Raw genomic sequence first — 17,307 nt, 5'->3', positions numbered from 1 at the left:
TGACGGTCGCGGCGCCTATTCAGAGCTGCAGGATCCTCGCCGAGACCTCGTATGCCGCGGCCACACCTTTCGCGTCATGCAGGTCCCCCGGCGCCTCCAGGGCTGCCAGTGCATGCGCGCGCACCGCCGAGCCTGGGTCCGGTGCAACGAGGTCGAGGCACAGCCCAGCGACCACGGCGTCGGCGTCGTGTTCGTCCAGACCATCGAGGGCGAGGCCGTTGTAGAGCAACGTCGCCGCCTCCAGGAACACCTCCCGAGCCATCTCGAGGTCTACCTCCGGCCGTGCCTGTGCGACTGCCTCTGCGGTTGCCAGGAGCTGGTCGAACGGCGGGTCCACCGCGCTGGGCTGCATGGCGCGAGCCTCTCAGGGTGCCCTCCTCACGACAACCGAATAAGCCTTCGCGGGCGGACCGCCAGGTACACGGTGTTGGCCGACTCGCCGCCCGTGAGCGGGTTGGGGAACGACACCACATGGGCGTCGGCGCGCTCGAAGGCCTCGCCCATTCGCCGCACCACCTCGGGTTCGGGTGGCTCGTCGGACCACAGCGCGAACGCCCCGTCGTGGGCAAGCATCGCGCCCACCCGCGCGAAGCCCTCGACCGTGTAGAGGTCACCATGGTCGTCGCGCAACAGCCAGTCGGGGGCGTGGTCGATGTCTACGAGCACCGCGTCATAGGTGCGGTCGGCGCGGCCGGAACGCACCACGTCGAAGAAGTCGTCGGGCACCAGGCGTACGCGCGGATCGGCGGCCAGTCCGTGGGTGTCGGGCAGCAGGTCGCGCTCGTGCCACGAGATGACCATGGGAAGGGCCTCGACCACGGTCAGCTCGGCGACCCGGTCGTCCTCGAGAGCGGCCACCGCGGTGTAGCCGAGCCCGAGCCCGCCCACCAGGACTGTCAGTGACGCGCCCGTCACGGCCGCGAGGCCGATCCGCGCCAGTTCCTGCTCGCCCGCGGTGAACTGGCTGGACATGAGGAAGTCGTCCCCCAGCTTGACCTCGTACACGTCCCGCTCCGTCACGCGGTCCCAGCGCTGGCGAAGGCTGATCTCCCCCCAAGGGGTGTCGCCCCAGTCGAGCTCCTGGATCCTCACCCACCGAGACTAGTGCCGGGGTGGGCGTGCGGCAGTTGTCGGACCACGCGAGTGGAGGTGGGGCAGGACCAGGCGGTGGCGCCCTGGCTAGCCCGCCTTGTTCGTCTTGAGGTCGTACTTGAAGTGGATCCCAGCCTCCAGCGAGCCATCTGCCTTCTGCGGCTTGTACTCCAGGTCGACCTTTGCGAACGACAGCCCGACGCTCTCCATCGTGGCGTCCCCTTCGGCACTGACGCTCGTGGAGACGCTCGTCACGAGGAGGTCTGTCAGCGTGATGACGAGATACTCCTGCTGGCCCTTGCCGGCCTTGCGCACCGTGATCGTCGCGTCCTTGACGTGCTCACCCGTGGCGCACGCCTTCATCAGGAGCGGAGAGGCCTTGTCGACGTGGTGGGTGAAGGTGAGGTCCTGGAAGCTCGCCTTGCCTGCCCCGCCCCCTCCCCCGTGACCGGCGGTGCCGGACTGGGACACCCCCCACGACCACGACAGGACCTCGATCTCGTCCTTGTGCTTGGCATCGCGGGACTCACCCTTGATCGTGCCGATCCTGGCGAAGATCGAGCTGGCCATCACACCGTCTCCTTGGCTGGGCTCACGGACTACCCCAAGGTCGACCTGTCGGTGTTCGCTGTCAACCTCGGCGGGCAGCGTGACGCGGGCCCGGTCCTCGCTCCCTCCGGCCCTTTCAGTGCCCGGCGGGGCAGGTCTGGTCCAGCCACGTCAGGACCTCTGGCGCGGGGGGAGGCAGCTGGTCCAGCGGCTCCGCGCCGTCGAGAGTCCGCAGCTGCGCCACCAGTGCGAGGGCGTGATCAACCGGGCGGTTGGGGACGTCCTGATCGGCGTCGTCGACGATCTTGAGCTGCAGTCGCCCGGAGAACAGGGTGAGCTGACCGTCGAGCACCACGGTCGGCACCGACAGCCGGGGCTCGAGCCGCGCACAGGGAAAGCCGGCCGGCAACCGCTCCCAATCCTGGGTGCTGACAAAAGCCGGGGGCACGCAGTAGCCCTCGCGCCCCGGGTCGCAGGGGCCGTAGTGGGCCTCAATGTTGATCAGCGGTCCCTGGTTGTCGATCTTGACGATCCCGTCGAACCCGTAGCCCGCGGCCTTGGGCCCCAGGTAGTACGCGATCCGCCCCTCAGCGGCCAGTTCTGTGGCAAACCGGGACAACTGATCCGGAGGCGCGCCTGTCACCACATCCCCATCCACCCGGGATTCCTCGGCGGAAGGCGCCGTGCCACACGCACACAGGACCAGCGTCAGCACACCAATGACCGCAGGTGAGCCGTATCGCCAGGAGGGCCGACGGGCACGGAGGCGTGCGACTGGCGTGCGAAGCATGGTGGCTCCCAGTGGTGGTTCAGATCTGTGGCGGGCGGGCGGGCGCTGGCTGTCGGGTCCGGGTTCTTCACTTGATGGAGGCGAGTGCCTGCCTCAGCTGCGCTGGGGTCGGTGCCGAGTTGTAGCTGACCTTCACGGCCCCGTCCTTTCCGACGAAGGCCATGGTCAGCTGCTTGGTCAGGCCAAGGGCGTTCCGCAGCGTGGGTGTGGGGTCGTTGGCGATCGGCAGCGTGACGCCTGGTGGGACCAGCGGGAGCCCTGGCTTGCCCCTCTCGCCCACCTGGACCGCGAGCACGGGAGGCGTCGTGCCGTTCGATGTCATCTGTTGGAGGCTCCTGAGGGCGGACAGGCAGCCGGCGCAGGAGTCGGGAGAGTCCCAGTAGGTGTCTGAGTTGAAGAATGCGAGGACGTACGAGTGTCCGGCATAGGTGGCCGAGGTCGCCCTTCCGGTGGTCAGCAGCTCGAGGTTGAACGGCGGCACCTGCACAGTGCCCCCGGACGATGGTTTGCGTGCAGCGATGACGGTGGCAGGTGAACCGGCCGGAGGAGTCGTGGAGAAAGTTGCCCTGTCCGCGCTCGGACGCTGCGTGAAGGTTGCTGCGTGAAGGGCCCCCGTCTCCAGAAGGACTCCCGTGTCCTTGTCGAACCAGTAGTCGGCGCTGAAGCCGTCTTGCTGCTCAGTGGCGACCGTGGCACAGCGGTACCCGGCCGCGTCTCGCTTCAGGATGACTCGACCTCGACCAAGGGCGTGGCAGGTGGTACCCGTCGTCGGTCCCATCAGTTCCCGGGACAACAGGCCCAAGCCATTCCATGCATCGGGGTGTTCGTTCACCGCCTCGTACAGGACGTACTGCGGGCCCCCCATCGAGTCGAAGGTGAGCAGCCTGGTCCCGTCCCAGGTCTGCCTGACGACCTCCTCAGGGTCCTTGGCATTCGGGTCGCTGAACATGGACATGGTCACGGACACCCCAAGCCCGGAGGCAGCGATGACCGTGATCTCGACTCGTCCCGAGGACTCACCGCCCTCGCCCCCTGCGTCCTGCACGAAGGTGACCTCGGCGGCCGGCGTCGAAGGGGCTTTGGTGGCAGTGGTGGGCGCCTCGGCCTTCGCGGTAGGGCTCTGGGCGACCGGCGCGTTGGCGTCTGACCCTCCGCAGGCGGTCATGGTCGTCCCGATGAGGGCCAGCGTGAACGCCCCGCTGGCCAACCTCGCCGCTCGCCGCGCCGACAGGGTGGCGCTCGGTGGCCTTTCGTCGCGTGGTGTGGGAAGCATGTCGTCGCCTTTCATGGCCGGTGTGCAGCTTCAACAGTCCCGCCAGCAGCCGTTCCCGTCGTCCTCCCCAGGGCCCGCCTTTCGTCAGTTGTGGGGCCACAGCTGTGGACCCCAGGGCGACCCTGCGCCGCGGCTCCAGATGGGCGACGATTGGAAAATGGAACAGGGTGACCGTGACACCCGAGTCATGAGGCTCCTGGACGTGGGGTTTGCACTCCTCTTCACTGCATCGGCGACCGCCTTGCTCGGGGACGTGGTTGGCGCGTTCGCGGATGCCGCGTCGTCGTTCACCTACTTCGACAGCTCGGTCGAACGGCTTCGGCATGCTGCGGGCGGATACCTGCTGACACTCTCGGGCCTCCTCTTCATCGCCTTCGTCGTACACATGACGCAGTCCCTCGACGCTCCTGGCTCCCGCAGCACCGAGAACCTCGTGGCGCGCCTGGCTGCGACAGCCTTCGCAGCGCTGGCCGGTGTGGCTGCCGCGGCGTTCGCGACGGTCTCGCTCAGCGTCGAGTTCGGTCGACTCACCGGCGACCAGGGCATCGAACAGGGACGGGAGCTCCTACCCCAGCTGGGATATGTCGTGATGTTCGTCCCGGCGGCGCTCTGCGCGGGGGTCACCGTCCTCCTGCTCGCTCGAGGTTCGGCGCGGACGAGGCAGCTGCCTCGATGGATGTGCGCTGCCGGGTACCTCGTCGCGACGGCGCAGCTCTTCAGTCTCTACACGGTGCCCCTGCTCCTCGTACCGCTGTGGGTGCTGGCCGCGGGCATGAGCCTTCGCCATTCGTCCGCGGGGACGCAGCGCTGACCGTCCTCCACCTCACGTGCAGCCGCTGGCTGCATGCGTGGGAGTGACATCGGCGCCCCCGATCGGCAGGGAGCTCGCGCCGGCGGGCGTGCCAGCGGGCCCGCCGGGGTGGCGGGCTGTGGGGCGGGGTCATGGTCGCCAGGGTGGGGATGGCTTTGACCTTGGGGCTGTGGTCTCGAGCTGATCCCACACGTTGTCCACAGGGGCCAGGCATGGGTATGCCGCGTGCGGACGTCCGCACGCGGCATACCTTGCTGCTGTTTGCCTGGCCGTTGACGACCTCAGGCGCGCCTCAGGCGTTGGCGACGAGACCGAGCTCGCTGGTGCTGGCCAGGCCCGAGTGCTTGGGGAGCACTCGGACGGTGTAGCCGAACGAGCCGGTGCGAGCCAGCGCGAGGTCGCCCGCGAACTGGTGACGGCCACCTTCGTAGGACTCGACGAGGACCAGCGACTGGGTGTCGACGTCACTCAGGTCGTCGCTGTCGTGGGCGTTGCCGTGCACGACCTGCACATCGACCTCGTCCGGCGTCAGGACGCCGAGCGAGACATAGGCGCGCACGTGGAGGGTCTCGCCGATCTGCGGGCTGTCCGAGACACCCGAGGACTCGACGTGGTCGACGTGGACGGTCGGCCAGGCCGCCTTGACCTTGGCCTTGTAGGCCGCCAGGTCGCGGGCACCGACGAAGGTCTTGCCGTTGAGCGACCACCCGGCCCGGGCGGCGGGCCCGTAGAGCTGCGTCGTGTAGTCGCGCACCATGCGGCTGGCGAGGACCTTGGGCCCGAGGGTCGACAGCGTGTGGGTGATCATCGAGATCCAGTTCTGCGGCAGGCCCTCGGCGTCGACGTCGTAGAACCTCGGGGCGACCGAGTTCTCGATCAGGTCGTAGAGCGCGGACGCCTCGATGTCGTCGCGGCGCTCGGGGTCGTCGACACCGTCAGCGGTCGGGATGGCCCAGCCGTTCTCGCCGTCGAACCACTCGTCCCACCAGCCGTCGAGGATGGACAGGTTGAGGCCACCATTGAGGGCGGCCTTCATGCCCGAGGTCCCGCACGCCTCGAACGGGCGCAGCGGGTTGTTGAGCCAGACGTCGCAACCCGGGTAGAGGTACTGCGCCATGGCGATGTCGTAGTTCGGGAGGAACACGATGCGGTGGCGGATCTCCGGGTCGTCGGCGAAGCGCACCATCTGCTGGATGAGCTGCTTGCCGGTCTCGTCGGCGGGGTGGGACTTGCCGGCGATGACGAGCTGGATCGGGCGCTTGGGGTCCAGCAGCAGTCGCTTGAGGCGCGCGGGGTCGCGCAGCATCAGGGTGAGCCGCTTGTAGGTCGGCACGCGGCGGGCGAACCCGATCGTCAGCACGTCGGGGTCGAGGATGTCGTCGACCCAGCCGAGCTCAGCCGGGCTGGCGCCACGCTTGGTCCACGACGACTTGGTGCGGCGACGCGCCTCGACGACGAGCTGCTCGCGCATGTCGCGCTTGGTCGCCCAGATGGCGTCACGCGGGACGTCACCGATGCGATCCCAGGCGTTGTCGCGCTCGATGTCGGTGGTGCCGAGGTGCTTCGCGGCGACCTCGTAGACCTTGCGGTCCACCCAGGTGCCGGCGTGGACGCCGTTGGTGACACTGGAGATCGGGACCTCGTCGTCGTCGAAGCCCGGCCACAGCCCGTCGAACATCTCGCGGCTGACGACACCGTGCAGCTGGGACACACCGTTGGCGCGCTGGCCGAGGCGCAGGCCCATGACGGCCATGTTGAACATGCCGGGCTGACCACCCGGGTAGTCCTCCGCACCCAGGGTCAGCAGCCGCTCCACGGGCACGCCCTCGACGGCGCGGTCGCCACCGAAGTGACGCGTGATGAGCTCGGCGTCGAACCGGTCGATGCCGGCGGGGACCGGGGTGTGGGTCGTGAACACGGTCGCCGCGCGGACGGCCTCGAGGGCCTCGTCGAAGGTGAGCCCGGCCGACTGAGTCAGCTCGTGGATGCGCTCGACGCCGAGGAACCCGGCGTGCCCCTCGTTGGTGTGGTAGACGTCCGGCACCGGCGCTCCGGTCAGTCGCGACCACAGCCGAAGGGCCCGGACGCCACCGATACCGAGCAGCATCTCCTGCTGGAGTCGCTGCTCGCCGCCGCCACCGTAGAGGCGGTTGGTGATGTTGCGCGCAGCGTCGTCGTTCTCAGGGACGTCCGAGTCGAGCAGCAGCAGCGGGACGCGTCCGACCTGGGCGCGCCAGACGTGGGCGTGCAGCTCGCGACCACCGGGCAGGTCGAGGGTGATGACGCACGGGGTGTCGTCGTCCTCGCGCAGGAGGCTCAGGGGCAGCTCGTCGGGGTCCAGGACCGGGTAGGTCTCCTGCTGCCAGCCGTCGCGGTTGAGGCTCTGCTTGAAGTAGCCGGTCTTGTAGAAGAGACCGACACCGACGATCGGGACACCGAGGTCGGAGGCCGTCTTCAGGTGGTCGCCCGCGAGGATGCCCAGGCCACCCGAGTACTGCGGCAGCACCTCGGTGATGCCGAACTCGGGGCTGAAGTAGCCGATCGCCTTGGGGGCGCCACCCTCGACCTCGCCCGCCCACGCCTGGAACCAGCGCGGCTCCGTCAGGTAGGTGTCGAGGTCTGCCTTGGCTGCCGAGACGGCCGCGACGAAGTCAGTGTCGCCCGCGAGGTCGGTGAGCTCCTGCGGGGACAGGGCCGAGAGCAGCCGAACCGGATCCTTGCGGACCTTGTTCCAGCGCTCAGGGTCGATGCGCTGGAACAGGTCTCGGGTGGGTGGGTGCCAGCACCACCGCAGGTTGCTGGCCAGATCGCCGAGAGCGGCAATGGGCGCGGGCAGAACTGTACGGACGCTGAAGCGTCGGATCGCCTTCACGTGGGGCATCCTAAGCCCTCCAGCCCAATCCCAATGACGCGTTCTTGCAGAACTTTCAAAAAGTTTCAGCAACCGGGCCTTCTGGGGTCTGGGGAGGTGCGCGGGGCCCCAGACCGAGTAGCGTCGGGCGCGTGACAGCGACGCCACGTGCAACCAGACCTGACACTCCCGCCGCATCCCCCGCCAAGGGCACCAGCAAACGGCAACCGGGCGCGAGCACTCCCACGACAGCCTCAGCCCAGGCGCCGACCACGACTCCCCCACAGACTCCCATCGGCCGCATCCCGGTCCAGGACGTCAGCCCCGTCGTCGACGGCGGCGCCCGCCCGGCCAAGGCCGTCGTGGGCGAGCAGTTCACGATCGGCGCCACCGTCTTCCGCGAGGGACACGACGCGGTCAACGCCTCCGTCGTCCTCGTCGCGCCCGACGGCTCAGAGCGCGTCACCGCCATGACCTCGACCAACCCCGGCCTCAACACCTGGGCGGCCGTCGTCGAGCCCGACACCGAGGGCTGGTGGACCTACCGCGTCGAGGGCTGGTCCGACCCCTACGGCACCTGGGACCACGATGCGTCGATCAAGGTCGCCGCCGAGATCGACACCGAGCTGATGCTCGAAGAAGGCGCCCGCACCCTCGAACGGGCCCTGTCCGAGGTCACGCGCACCCAGGAGCAGCAGGCCGTCCTCAAGGACGCGGTCACTGCCCTGCGCGACACCCGCCGCCCGCCCCTGGCCCGGCTGCACGCCGGCACCGACCCCTCGGTGCGCGCCGAGCTGGCCGCCCGCCCGCTGCGCGACTACGTGAGCCCGTCCACGGCATACCCGTTGCTCGTGGAGCGTGAGAGAGCCCTGTATGGCGCGTGGTACGAGATCTTCCCGCGGTCGGAAGGTGCCGTGCAGGACCCGGTGACCGGAAAGTGGAAGTCCGGCACCCTGCGCACGGCGGCCGAGCGGCTGCCCGCGATCGCTCGGATGGGCTTCGACGTCGTCTACCTCACGCCGATCCACCCGATCGGCACGACGGCGCGCAAGGGTCCGAACAACACCCTCGGCGCCGGTCCCGACGACCCGGGCAGCCCCTATGCCATCGGCTCCCCCGACGGCGGACACGACGCGATCCACCCCGACCTCGGGACCTTCGCCGACTTCGACTACTTCGTGGCGCAGACGCACGAGCACGGCATGGAGGTCGCGATGGACATCGCGCTCCAGTGCTCCCCCGACCACCCGTACGTGAAGACTCACCCGGAGTGGTTCACCACCCGGGCCGACGGCACCATCGCGTACGCGGAGAACCCGCCCAAGAAGTACCAGGACATCTACCCGCTCAACTTCGACAACGACCCGGTCGGGTCGTACGCCGAGATGCGCCGCATGGTCCAGGTGTGGATCGACCACGGGGTCAAGATCTTCCGGGTCGACAACCCGCACACCAAGCCGGTCGAGTTCTGGCAGTGGATCATCGCCGACGTGGGCCGCGACCACCCCGACGTGATCTGGCTGGCCGAGGCGTTCACCAAGCCCGCGATGATGCACTCGCTCGGGAAGGTCGGTTTCCAGCAGTCCTACACGTACTACACCTGGCGCAACCAGCGGTGGGAGCTCGAGGAGTACGTCAAGGAGCTCGCCGGCGATTCCGCGGCCTACATGCGGCCGTCGTTCTGGCCCACGACGCACGACATCCTCACGCCCTACATGCAGTTCGGCGGCCCCTCGGCCTGGAAGCTGCGCGCGGCCCTGGCCGCGACCCTGGTCCCCACCTACGGGATCTACGCCGGCTACGAGCTCATCGAGCACGTCGCCCGTCCGGGTGCAGAGGAGCAGATCGACAACGAGAAGTACCAGTACAAGAACCGGCACTGGGAGGACTACGAGCCCGGTGGGGCCAAGGAGGGGCAGTCCCTCGCGGGCTACCTGACGATGCTCAACCAGATCCGGCGCGAGCACCCGGCGCTGCACTGGCTGCGCAACATCACCTTCCACCACGTCGACGACGAGAACATCATGGCGTTCTCCAAGCGGCGGATCCTGCCCGACGGCACGGACGACACCATCGTGGTGGTCGCCAACCTCGACCCGCACAGCACGCGCGAGTCGGCCATGCACCTGGACATGCCCGCGCTCGGCCTCGACTACCACGACGGGATCGCAGCCCAGGACCTGGTGACCGGGGCGTCGTGGCACTGGGGGGAGCACGTCTACGTCAGACTCGGTCCCGAGACCGAGCCCGTCCACATCGTCGCAATCCGGAGGTTCTGATGCAGGGTCTCAACCTCGCCCAACCCGGTCTGAAGAACGACCCCGAGTGGTTCAAGACCGCGGTCTTCTACGAAGTCCTCGTCCGCGGTTTCGGGGACTCCAAGGGCTCGGGCTCCGGCGACTTCACCGGACTGATGGGCCGCCTCGACTACCTCGCCTGGCTGGGCGTCGACTGCCTGTGGCTGCCGCCCTTCTACGCCTCGCCCCTTCGTGACGGCGGCTACGACATCGCCGACTACACCGCCGTCCTCCCCGAGTTCGGCACGCTGCCTGACTTCCAGGAGCTCGTCTCCCAGGCCCATGCCCGGGGGATCAGGGTCATCACGGACTTCGTCATGAACCACACGAGCGACCAGCACCCCTGGTTCCAGGCGTCCCGGTCCGACCCCGAGGGTCCCTTCGGCGACTTCTACGTGTGGTCCGACACCGACGAGCCATACTCGGACGCGCGCATCATCTTCATCGACACCGAGGTGTCGAACTGGACGTTCGACCCGGTGCGCCGGCAGTTCTTCTGGCACCGGTTCTTCGGCCACCAGCCCGACCTCAACTTCGAGAACCCCGCCGTCCACGAGGCGATGTTCGACGTCGTGCGGTTCTGGATGGACATGGGCATCGACGGCTTCCGCCTCGACGCGGTCCCCTACCTCTACGAGGAGGAGGGCCACAACTGCGAGAACCACCCGAAGACACACGAGTTCCTCGCCAAGCTCCGCAAGATGGTCGACACGGAGTACCCCGGTCGGATCCTGCTCGCCGAGGCCAACCAGCCCCCGGCCGACGTCGTCGACTACTTCGGCACCGAGGAGGAGCCGGAGTGCCAGATGTGCTTCCACTTCCCCGTCATGCCGATGCTCTACTACTCGCTGCGTGAGGAGAAGGCCGCCCCGATCATCGACGTGCTGGCCGACACCCCCGAGATCCCGCCCGGCACCCAGTGGGGCACGTTCCTGCGCAACCACGACGAGCTCACCCTCGAGATGGTGACCCCGGAGCAGCGCGCCGCGATGTACGGCTGGTACGCACCCGACCCCCGGATGCGCGCGAACGTCGGCATCCGGCGTCGGCTGTCCCCCCTGCTCGACAACAGCAGGGCCGAGATCGAGCTCATCCACGCGCTGCTGCTGTCCCTGCCGGGTTCGCCGTGCCTCTACTACGGCGACGAGATCGGCATGGGCGACAACATCTGGCTCAACGACCGTGATGCCGTCCGCACGCCGATGCAGTGGACGCCCGACCGCAACTCCGGCTTCTCCTCGGCCGATCCCGGCAAGCTCTACCTGCCGGTCGTGTCGTCGCTCGTCTACCACTACAACAACGTGAACGTCGAGGCCCAGATGGCCAGCAGCTCCTCGCTGCTGCACTGGGTGCGCGCCATGCTCGAGATCCGCAAGCGTCACCCCGTGTTCGGTCGAGGCGACTTCGAGGTCTGCCCGTCAGACAACGACGGCGTGCTGTCGTTCCTGCGCGTCGAGTGGGACCACGTGGACGGCACCGACTCCGAGGCCGTGCTCTGCGTCAACAACCTCTCGAGCCGGCCGCAGGCGACGACGATCCGGGTGCCCGACGAGTTCAAGGGCGCGCACCTCGCTGATCTGTTTGGCGGGCAAGGCTTTCCGAAGATCACCGACGACGGCACCATCACCCTGACCCTTGGTTCCCGTGACTTCTTCTGGCTCCGCCTGGTGCCAGGTGCAGCGCATGGCTGAGATCCACGACGCAACCCTCTCGCCGACCAAGATCGAGCTGGTCGGTCCGTGGATGGCGCGCCAGCGCTGGTATGCCGCGAAGGGTCGGCTGCCGGTGCTGCGCAAGGTCTGGTCGTGGCGGCTCGACGACCCCGCAGGCGCAGTGGGCATCGAGACGTTGCTCCTCGTCGACGAGGGCGGGTCCACGCCGGTGCTCTACCAGGTGCCACTCACCTACCGCGGCGCCCCGCTCGAGGGCGGTCAGCACGCGTTGGTCGGCACGTTGGAACACAGCGTCCTCGGCACCCGCTGGGTCTACGACGGCACCCACGACCCCGTGTACGCCGCCCAGCTGCTCGCCCTGATCCTCGAACAGGCCGCGCCGCAGGCGGGGGGCGTCTCCGACACCCCCGAGCCGGCCGTGGTGTCGAGGCGTCACCCGTCGTGGACGTCCGAGACCGTGCTCACGTCGTCGAAGGTGCTGTCCGGTGAACAGTCGAACACCTCCATCGTGTTCGACTGCGCAGACGCTGACGGAACGCCGAAGCCGTTGATCTGCAAGGTGTTCCGCATGTTGCATGCCGGGGAGAACCCCGACGTCACCGTGCAGGGCGCCCTCTCCGAGGCCGGCTCGACGAGGGTCCCCACCATGGTCGGCACGGTCAGCGCCACCTGGCCGGGGGTCAACGAAGGCGACGAGCCGGCATACGGACACCTGGCGTTTGCGCAGGAGTTCTTCCCGGGCACGGAGGATGCCTGGCGCGTCGCGCTGAGGGCGGTGGCCGCCCACGAGGACTTCACCGAGGCGGCCCACCAGCTGGGTGCTGCCACCGCGGAGGTGCACGCCCGCCTCGCCGAGGTGCTCCCGACCGAACCCGTGACCCCCGAGGCGATCGCCGCGGTCGCAGCCGGCATGCGCGGACGCTACATCGCGGCCGCCTCCGAGGTCCCGGCGCTGGCCGCCCACGAGCACCGCATCGCAGACGTCTTCGACCGGGCCGTCAACGCGAGCTGGCCTGCGCTGCAACGCATCCACGGCGACTACCACCTCGGGCAGGTGCTCAAGGTGGCCGAGCGCGGCTGGGTGCTCCTCGACTTCGAGGGCGAGCCCCTGCGGCCCCTGGCCGAACGCAGCCTGCCCGACCTCGCCGTGCGCGACATCGCGGGCATGCTTCGCTCGTTCGACTACGCGGCTGGCTCGTGGGAGCAGTCCCACCCCGGCGGCAGCGCCCGCGACTGGGCGGCCAGCGCCCAGCAAGCCTTCCTCGACGGGTATGCCGCGCAGTGCGGTCGCGATCCCCGCGAGGACGCGGCGCTGCTCATCGCGTTCCAGCTGGACAAAGCCCTCTACGAGGTCGTCTACGAAGCCAGGAACAGGCCCACCTGGCTGACCATCCCCACGGCTGCCGTGGTCCGACTGCTCGACGACGCGAGAAAGGACCTGACATGAGTCCACGGTTCGGCAAGAAGAAGCAGAAGTCCGGCTCCACCGACGACGTGGCTCCGGAGGAGACAGCGCAGGAGTCGACGGCGGCCGACTCGACGGAGTCGACGACGACCGAGGAGTCCGTCGCCCCCGAGTCCTCGGACGAGGCGCAGGTCCCTGACGCGGAAGACACCCCGGACGGAGCTGGGTCGGCCGCGGCCGAGGAGCCCACCCGCACGTGGTTCGGGCTGCCCGACCCCGCCGAGGCGATTGCTGCCGAGACGCCCGCCGCGGCGACCCCGCCCGCGGAGACCGCCGCCTCGGGCGCCCCCTCGGCCGAAGGCGCCACGGTCGATGAGCCTGATGCCCATGAGCCCGATGCCCATGAGCCTGCCGCCGATGACCCTGCTGCCGGTATGCCTGCTGTCGAGGTGCCTGCTGGCCCCCCGGCCGAGACGCCGACCAGCCGCTCGGCCGCCCGCCGCAACGCCTCGCGCCAGGCCGTCGAGCCGCCCGTCGAGCGCGAACCCGAGCCGGTGCCCGTCCCCACGACACCCGCCGAAGCGATCAGGGCACTGGCCGACGGGCGGCACCAGCAGCCGCACGACCTGCTCGGCCACCACCTGGAGGACGACGGGCTGCTGGTGCGTGCCTACAAGCCGTTCGCCTCCGTGGTCGCCGTGCGTTTCCAGGACGGCGAACGGATCGAGCTCGCCCACGAGTCCGACGGGGTGTGGGGCGGCATCCGCCCCGGAGCCACCGAGACCCAGGACTACCGCCTGATCGTGGCCTACGGCGACGGCATCGAGCACGAGATGGACGACCCCTACCGGTTCGCCCCCACGCTCGGGCCGATCGACCTCCACCTCATCGGTGAGGGCCGGCACGAGCAGCTGTGGACCGTGCTCGGCGCCCACGTGCGCGAGTACCCGGGCCCCATGGGCACCGTGGTCGGCACCTCGTTCGCCGTGTGGGCTCCGCGCGCCCAGGCGGTGCACGTCGCCGGCGACTTCAACGGCTGGGACACGCGCAGCCACTCGATGCGGCTGCTCGGCGAGTCCGGGGTGTGGGAGCTGTTCATCCCCGGTGTCGGCGACGGCACCCTCTACAAGTTCCTGGTGCGCGGCGCCGACGGCAAGGTCCGCGAGAAGGCCGACCCGATGGCCCGCGCCACGGAGCCGCCGCCTGGTCGGGCCTCGTCGGTCGTGCAGTCCCGCTACAGCTGGAGCGACGACGAGTGGATGACGCAGCGCGCCGAGAACGACGTCCACACCGCGCCCATGAGCGTCTATGAGGTGCACCTCGGGTCGTGGCGCAGCAACCACGGCTACGTCGCCCTCGCGGAGCACCTGGTCAACTACGTCGCTGACCTCGGCTTCACGCACGTCGAGTTCATGCCTGTGATGGAGCACCCCTACCCGCCGTCGTGGGGCTACCACGTGACGAGCTACTACGCCCCGAGCGCGCGGTTCGGCCGACCGGACGAGTTCCGTTACCTCGTCGACCGGCTGCACCAGGCTGGGATCGGCGTCATCCTCGACTGGGTGCCCGGGCACTTCGCCACCGACCCGTGGGCGCTGGCCCGGTTCGACGGGCTGCCGCTCTACGAGCACCCGGATCCGCGCAAGGGCTGGCACACGGAGTGGGGTTCCTACATCTTCGACTTCGGCCGGATGCAGGTGCGCAACTTCCTCGTGGCCAACGCGGTCTACTGGATGGAGGAGTTCCACGTCGACGGCCTGCGGGTCGACGGCGTCGCCTCGATGCTCTACCTCGACTACGCCCGCAAGGACGGCGAGTGGGTCCCCAACATCCACGGGGGACGCGAGAACCTCGAGGCGGTCGACCTGCTCCAGGAGGCCAACGCCACGGCATACAAGCGCGTGCCGGGGATCGTGATGATCGCCGAGGAGTCCACGTCCTGGCCGGGTGTCACCAAACCCACCAGCACGGGCGGACTCGGGTTCGGGCTCAAGTGGAACATGGGCTGGATGAACGACTCCTTGAAGTACCTCAAGGAGGACCCGATCCACCGGCAGTACCACCACCACCTGCTGACCTTCTCCCTCATGTACGCGTTCAGCGAGAACTACCTCCTCCCGATCAGCCACGACGAGGTCGTCCACGGCAAGGGCTCCCTGCTCCGCAAGGTCCCGGGCAGTCGCTACGACCAGCTGGCAACGGTGCGGGCCTTCCTCGCCTACATCTGGAGCCACCCGGGCAAGCAGCTGCTCTTCATGGGCACCGAGTTCGCCCAGGAGGCCGAGTGGGCCGACGGCCGGCAGCTCGACTGGTGGCTGCTCGACCACGCGGCGCACTACCGCGTGCACAACCTGGTCAAGGAGCTCAACCGCGTCTACCGCGACAACGAGGCCCTGTGGGCGCTGGACTCCGACCCTGCCGGTTTCGAGTGGCTCAACGCGGATGACAACGCCTGGAACACGTACTCCTACCTGCGATTCGGCACCCAGGACCGTCAGGGAGCCGTCGTCGCGGTCGCGGTGAACTTCGGTGGCCTGCCGAGGGACCCGCTGCGGATCGGCGTCCCGCGGGCCGGTGACTGGAAGGTCATCCTCGACACGAGCGGCTACGACGAGTTCGGCACGCCGAGCCAGGCAGAGGTCGTCGTGACGGCACAGGAGCACGGCGCCAACGGCCAGCCCTACTCCGTCGAGGTCAGGGTCGCATCCCTCTCGGCGGTGTACCTGGCCCCGGTCGACACGGCGGCAGACCGATGAACCACCCGCGCGCAGGTCAGCCGGCCCAGCCCTCCGACCTCGTCGACGTCGCCCATCTCGTCACGGCCTACTACACCCTGGTGCCCGACCCGGAGGACATCGACCAGCAGGTCGCCTTCGGCACGTCGGGCCACCGTGGGTCGAGCCTGAAGACGGCGTTCAACGAGGCGCACATCCTCGCCACGACCCAGGCCATCTGCGACTACCGCAAGTCCCAGGGCTACGACGGCCCGCTGTTCATCGGGCGCGACACCCACGGCCTCTCGGAGCCCGCCTGGGCATCGGCCCTCGAGGTGCTGGCGGCCAACGACGTGATCGTCCTGGTCGACGACCGAGACGGCTACACCCCGACCCCGGCCGTCAGCCATGCCATCATCCGCGCCAACGAGGGCCGCACGAGCGGCGCCGTCCTGGCCGACGGCATCGTGGTCACCCCCTCCCACAACCCGCCGGCCGACGGAGGGTTCAAGTACAACCCGCCCCACGGCGGCCCTGCCGACAGCGACGCGACCACGGTGATCGCGGCGCGTGCCAACGAGCTGATCGCCGGCGGCCTCAAGGGTGTCCGTCGCATCCCGTTCAGCAGGGCCCGTGCGCACGCCCAGCCCTACGACTTCCTGGGCAGCTACGTCGACGACCTGCCGAACGTGATCGACCTCCAACGAATCAAGGATGCCGGCGTACGCATCGGCGCTGACCCGCTCGGCGGCGCGGCGGTGCACTACTGGGGTGAGATCGCGGAGCGCCACGGACTCGACCTCACCGTGGTGAACCCCCTGGTCGACCCGACGTGGCGCTTCATGACCCTGGACTGGGACGGCAAGATCCGGATGGACTGCTCCTCCCCCTTCGCCATGGCCTCGCTGATCTCGCGCAAGGACGACTACGACATCGCCACGGGCAACGACGCCGACTCCGACCGGCACGGCATCGTCACCCCCGACGGCGGGCTGATGAACCCCAACCACTTCCTCGCCGTCGCGATCCAGTACCTCTTCGGGGGTGCCCGCCCGGACTGGCCGGCCGACGCGGCCATCGGCAAGACCCTGGTGTCGTCCTCGATGATCGACCGGGTGGCCGCCGACGTCGGCGGGCAGCTCGTCGAGGTGCCGGTGGGCTTCAAGTGGTTCGTGCCCGGCCTCATCGACGGAAGCTTCGGCTTCGGCGGTGAGGAGTCCGCGGGAGCGTCCTTCCTGCGCCGGGACGGCAAGGCCTGGACCACCGACAAGGACGGCATCATCCTGGCGCTGCTCGCCTCCGAGATCCTCGCCGTGACCGGGCAGAGCCCCAGCCAGCACTACCGCGAGCTGACCGCGAAGCACGGCGACCCGGCATACGCACGGATCGATGCTGCTGCAACGCGTGAACAGAAGGCCAAGCTCGCGGCCCTCTCGCCCGGCGACGTGGCTGCGGACTCCCTTGCGGGGGAACCGATCACGGCCAAGCTGACGCAGGCACCCGGCAACGACGCGGCCATCGGTGGCCTCAAGGTCACGACGGAGAGCGCCTGGTTCGCGGCGCGCCCATCAGGGACCGAGGACGTCTACAAGATCTATGCCGAGTCGTTCAAGGGGGCCGAGCACCTGGCCCAAGTGCAGGCCGAGGCCAAGGACGTCGTCGGCGCGGCCCTCGGTGCCTGACCGAAAGGTGAGGGCAGGCTGAGAACGATCGCCCTTGCACAGCCCATCCCACCTGGTCGCTGTCCGCTGGTTCGCTGTGAGTTCCTGTGCCGGGGAACAGAATTCGGCCCGCGCCGGTTGGGACCTACATGACGCCCTCGAACGACGCACGCCAGCCCGGGCCTCGCAGC

The 17,307-nt window shown here is 69.0% G+C and carries 12 protein-coding genes; 6 read left to right on the top strand and 6 right to left on the bottom strand.

Annotation, left to right across the window (positions count from 1 at the left end; translation table 11 throughout):
• Positions 1 to 19: 19 nt before the first annotated feature.
• The 5 genes from AC1DWR_RS10265 to AC1DWR_RS10245 form a co-directional block, all read right to left on the bottom strand.
• Positions 20 to 352: a hypothetical protein gene (locus AC1DWR_RS10265; RefSeq protein WP_477615113.1), complete on the bottom strand. Its 333-nt coding sequence runs from the start codon at positions 350 to 352 to the stop codon at positions 20 to 22.
• A 26-nt stretch (positions 353 to 378) separates the two neighbouring features.
• Positions 379 to 1,092: a spermidine synthase gene (locus AC1DWR_RS10260; RefSeq protein WP_477615112.1), complete on the bottom strand. Its 714-nt coding sequence runs from the start codon at positions 1,090 to 1,092 to the stop codon at positions 379 to 381.
• Positions 1,093 to 1,179: 87 nt separating this feature from the next.
• Positions 1,180 to 1,662: an Hcp family type VI secretion system effector gene (locus AC1DWR_RS10255; protein ID WP_477615111.1), complete on the bottom strand. Its 483-nt coding sequence runs from the start codon at positions 1,660 to 1,662 to the stop codon at positions 1,180 to 1,182.
• A 115-nt stretch (positions 1,663 to 1,777) separates the two neighbouring features.
• Positions 1,778 to 2,356 carry a hypothetical protein gene (locus tag AC1DWR_RS10250; RefSeq protein ID WP_477615110.1) on the bottom strand — a complete coding sequence of 193 codons (579 nt, stop codon included), beginning with the start codon at positions 2,354 to 2,356 and terminating at the stop codon, positions 1,778 to 1,780.
• Positions 2,357 to 2,498: 142 nt separating this feature from the next.
• Complete coding sequence (locus AC1DWR_RS10245) at positions 2,499 to 3,704, bottom strand: hypothetical protein (RefSeq protein WP_477615109.1); 1,206 nt, start codon at positions 3,702 to 3,704, stop codon at positions 2,499 to 2,501.
• A gap of 202 nt (positions 3,705 to 3,906) precedes the next feature.
• On the opposite strand from AC1DWR_RS10245, the gene AC1DWR_RS10240 reads away from it, so the two are divergent.
• Positions 3,907 to 4,515, top strand: a complete 609-nt coding sequence (locus AC1DWR_RS10240; protein ID WP_477615108.1) for a hypothetical protein — start codon at positions 3,907 to 3,909, stop codon at positions 4,513 to 4,515.
• A gap of 292 nt (positions 4,516 to 4,807) precedes the next feature.
• On the opposite strand, the gene glgP is transcribed toward AC1DWR_RS10240, so the two are convergent.
• Positions 4,808 to 7,387 (bottom strand): alpha-glucan family phosphorylase, encoded by a 2,580-nt coding sequence (glgP, locus tag AC1DWR_RS10235; protein WP_477615107.1) that lies wholly within the window; start codon positions 7,385 to 7,387, stop codon positions 4,808 to 4,810.
• A 131-nt stretch (positions 7,388 to 7,518) separates the two neighbouring features.
• On the opposite strand from glgP, the gene AC1DWR_RS10230 reads away from it, so the two are divergent.
• From AC1DWR_RS10230 to pgm, 5 genes are read left to right on the top strand one after another with little or no spacing between them, the layout of a single operon-like run.
• On the top strand, positions 7,519 to 9,645 hold the full coding sequence (locus AC1DWR_RS10230; RefSeq protein ID WP_477615106.1) for an alpha-1,4-glucan--maltose-1-phosphate maltosyltransferase: 2,127 nt from the start codon (positions 7,519 to 7,521) through the stop codon (positions 9,643 to 9,645).
• Positions 9,645 to 11,354 carry a maltose alpha-D-glucosyltransferase gene (gene treS / locus AC1DWR_RS10225; protein WP_477615105.1) on the top strand — a complete coding sequence of 570 codons (1,710 nt, stop codon included), beginning with the start codon at positions 9,645 to 9,647 and terminating at the stop codon, positions 11,352 to 11,354. Before AC1DWR_RS10230 ends, treS begins: the two co-directional genes overlap by 1 nt.
• Positions 11,347 to 12,783 carry a maltokinase N-terminal cap-like domain-containing protein gene (locus AC1DWR_RS10220; protein ID WP_477615104.1) on the top strand — a complete coding sequence of 479 codons (1,437 nt, stop codon included), beginning with the start codon at positions 11,347 to 11,349 and terminating at the stop codon, positions 12,781 to 12,783. Before treS ends, AC1DWR_RS10220 begins: the two co-directional genes overlap by 8 nt.
• Positions 12,780 to 15,497 (top strand): 1,4-alpha-glucan branching protein GlgB, encoded by a 2,718-nt coding sequence (gene glgB / locus AC1DWR_RS10215; protein WP_477615103.1) that lies wholly within the window; start codon positions 12,780 to 12,782, stop codon positions 15,495 to 15,497. The genes AC1DWR_RS10220 and glgB overlap by 4 nt, the downstream gene beginning before the upstream one ends.
• Positions 15,494 to 17,137 (top strand): phosphoglucomutase (alpha-D-glucose-1,6-bisphosphate-dependent), encoded by a 1,644-nt coding sequence (pgm, locus tag AC1DWR_RS10210; RefSeq protein ID WP_477615102.1) that lies wholly within the window; start codon positions 15,494 to 15,496, stop codon positions 17,135 to 17,137. Before glgB ends, pgm begins: the two co-directional genes overlap by 4 nt.
• Positions 17,138 to 17,307 lie beyond the last annotated feature (170 nt).

The organism is Pedococcus sp. P2_E2 (genome assembly GCF_056403955.1).
Note: the sequence above shows the minus strand (reverse complement) of the source record. Positions and strands in the feature narration are given on the sequence as shown.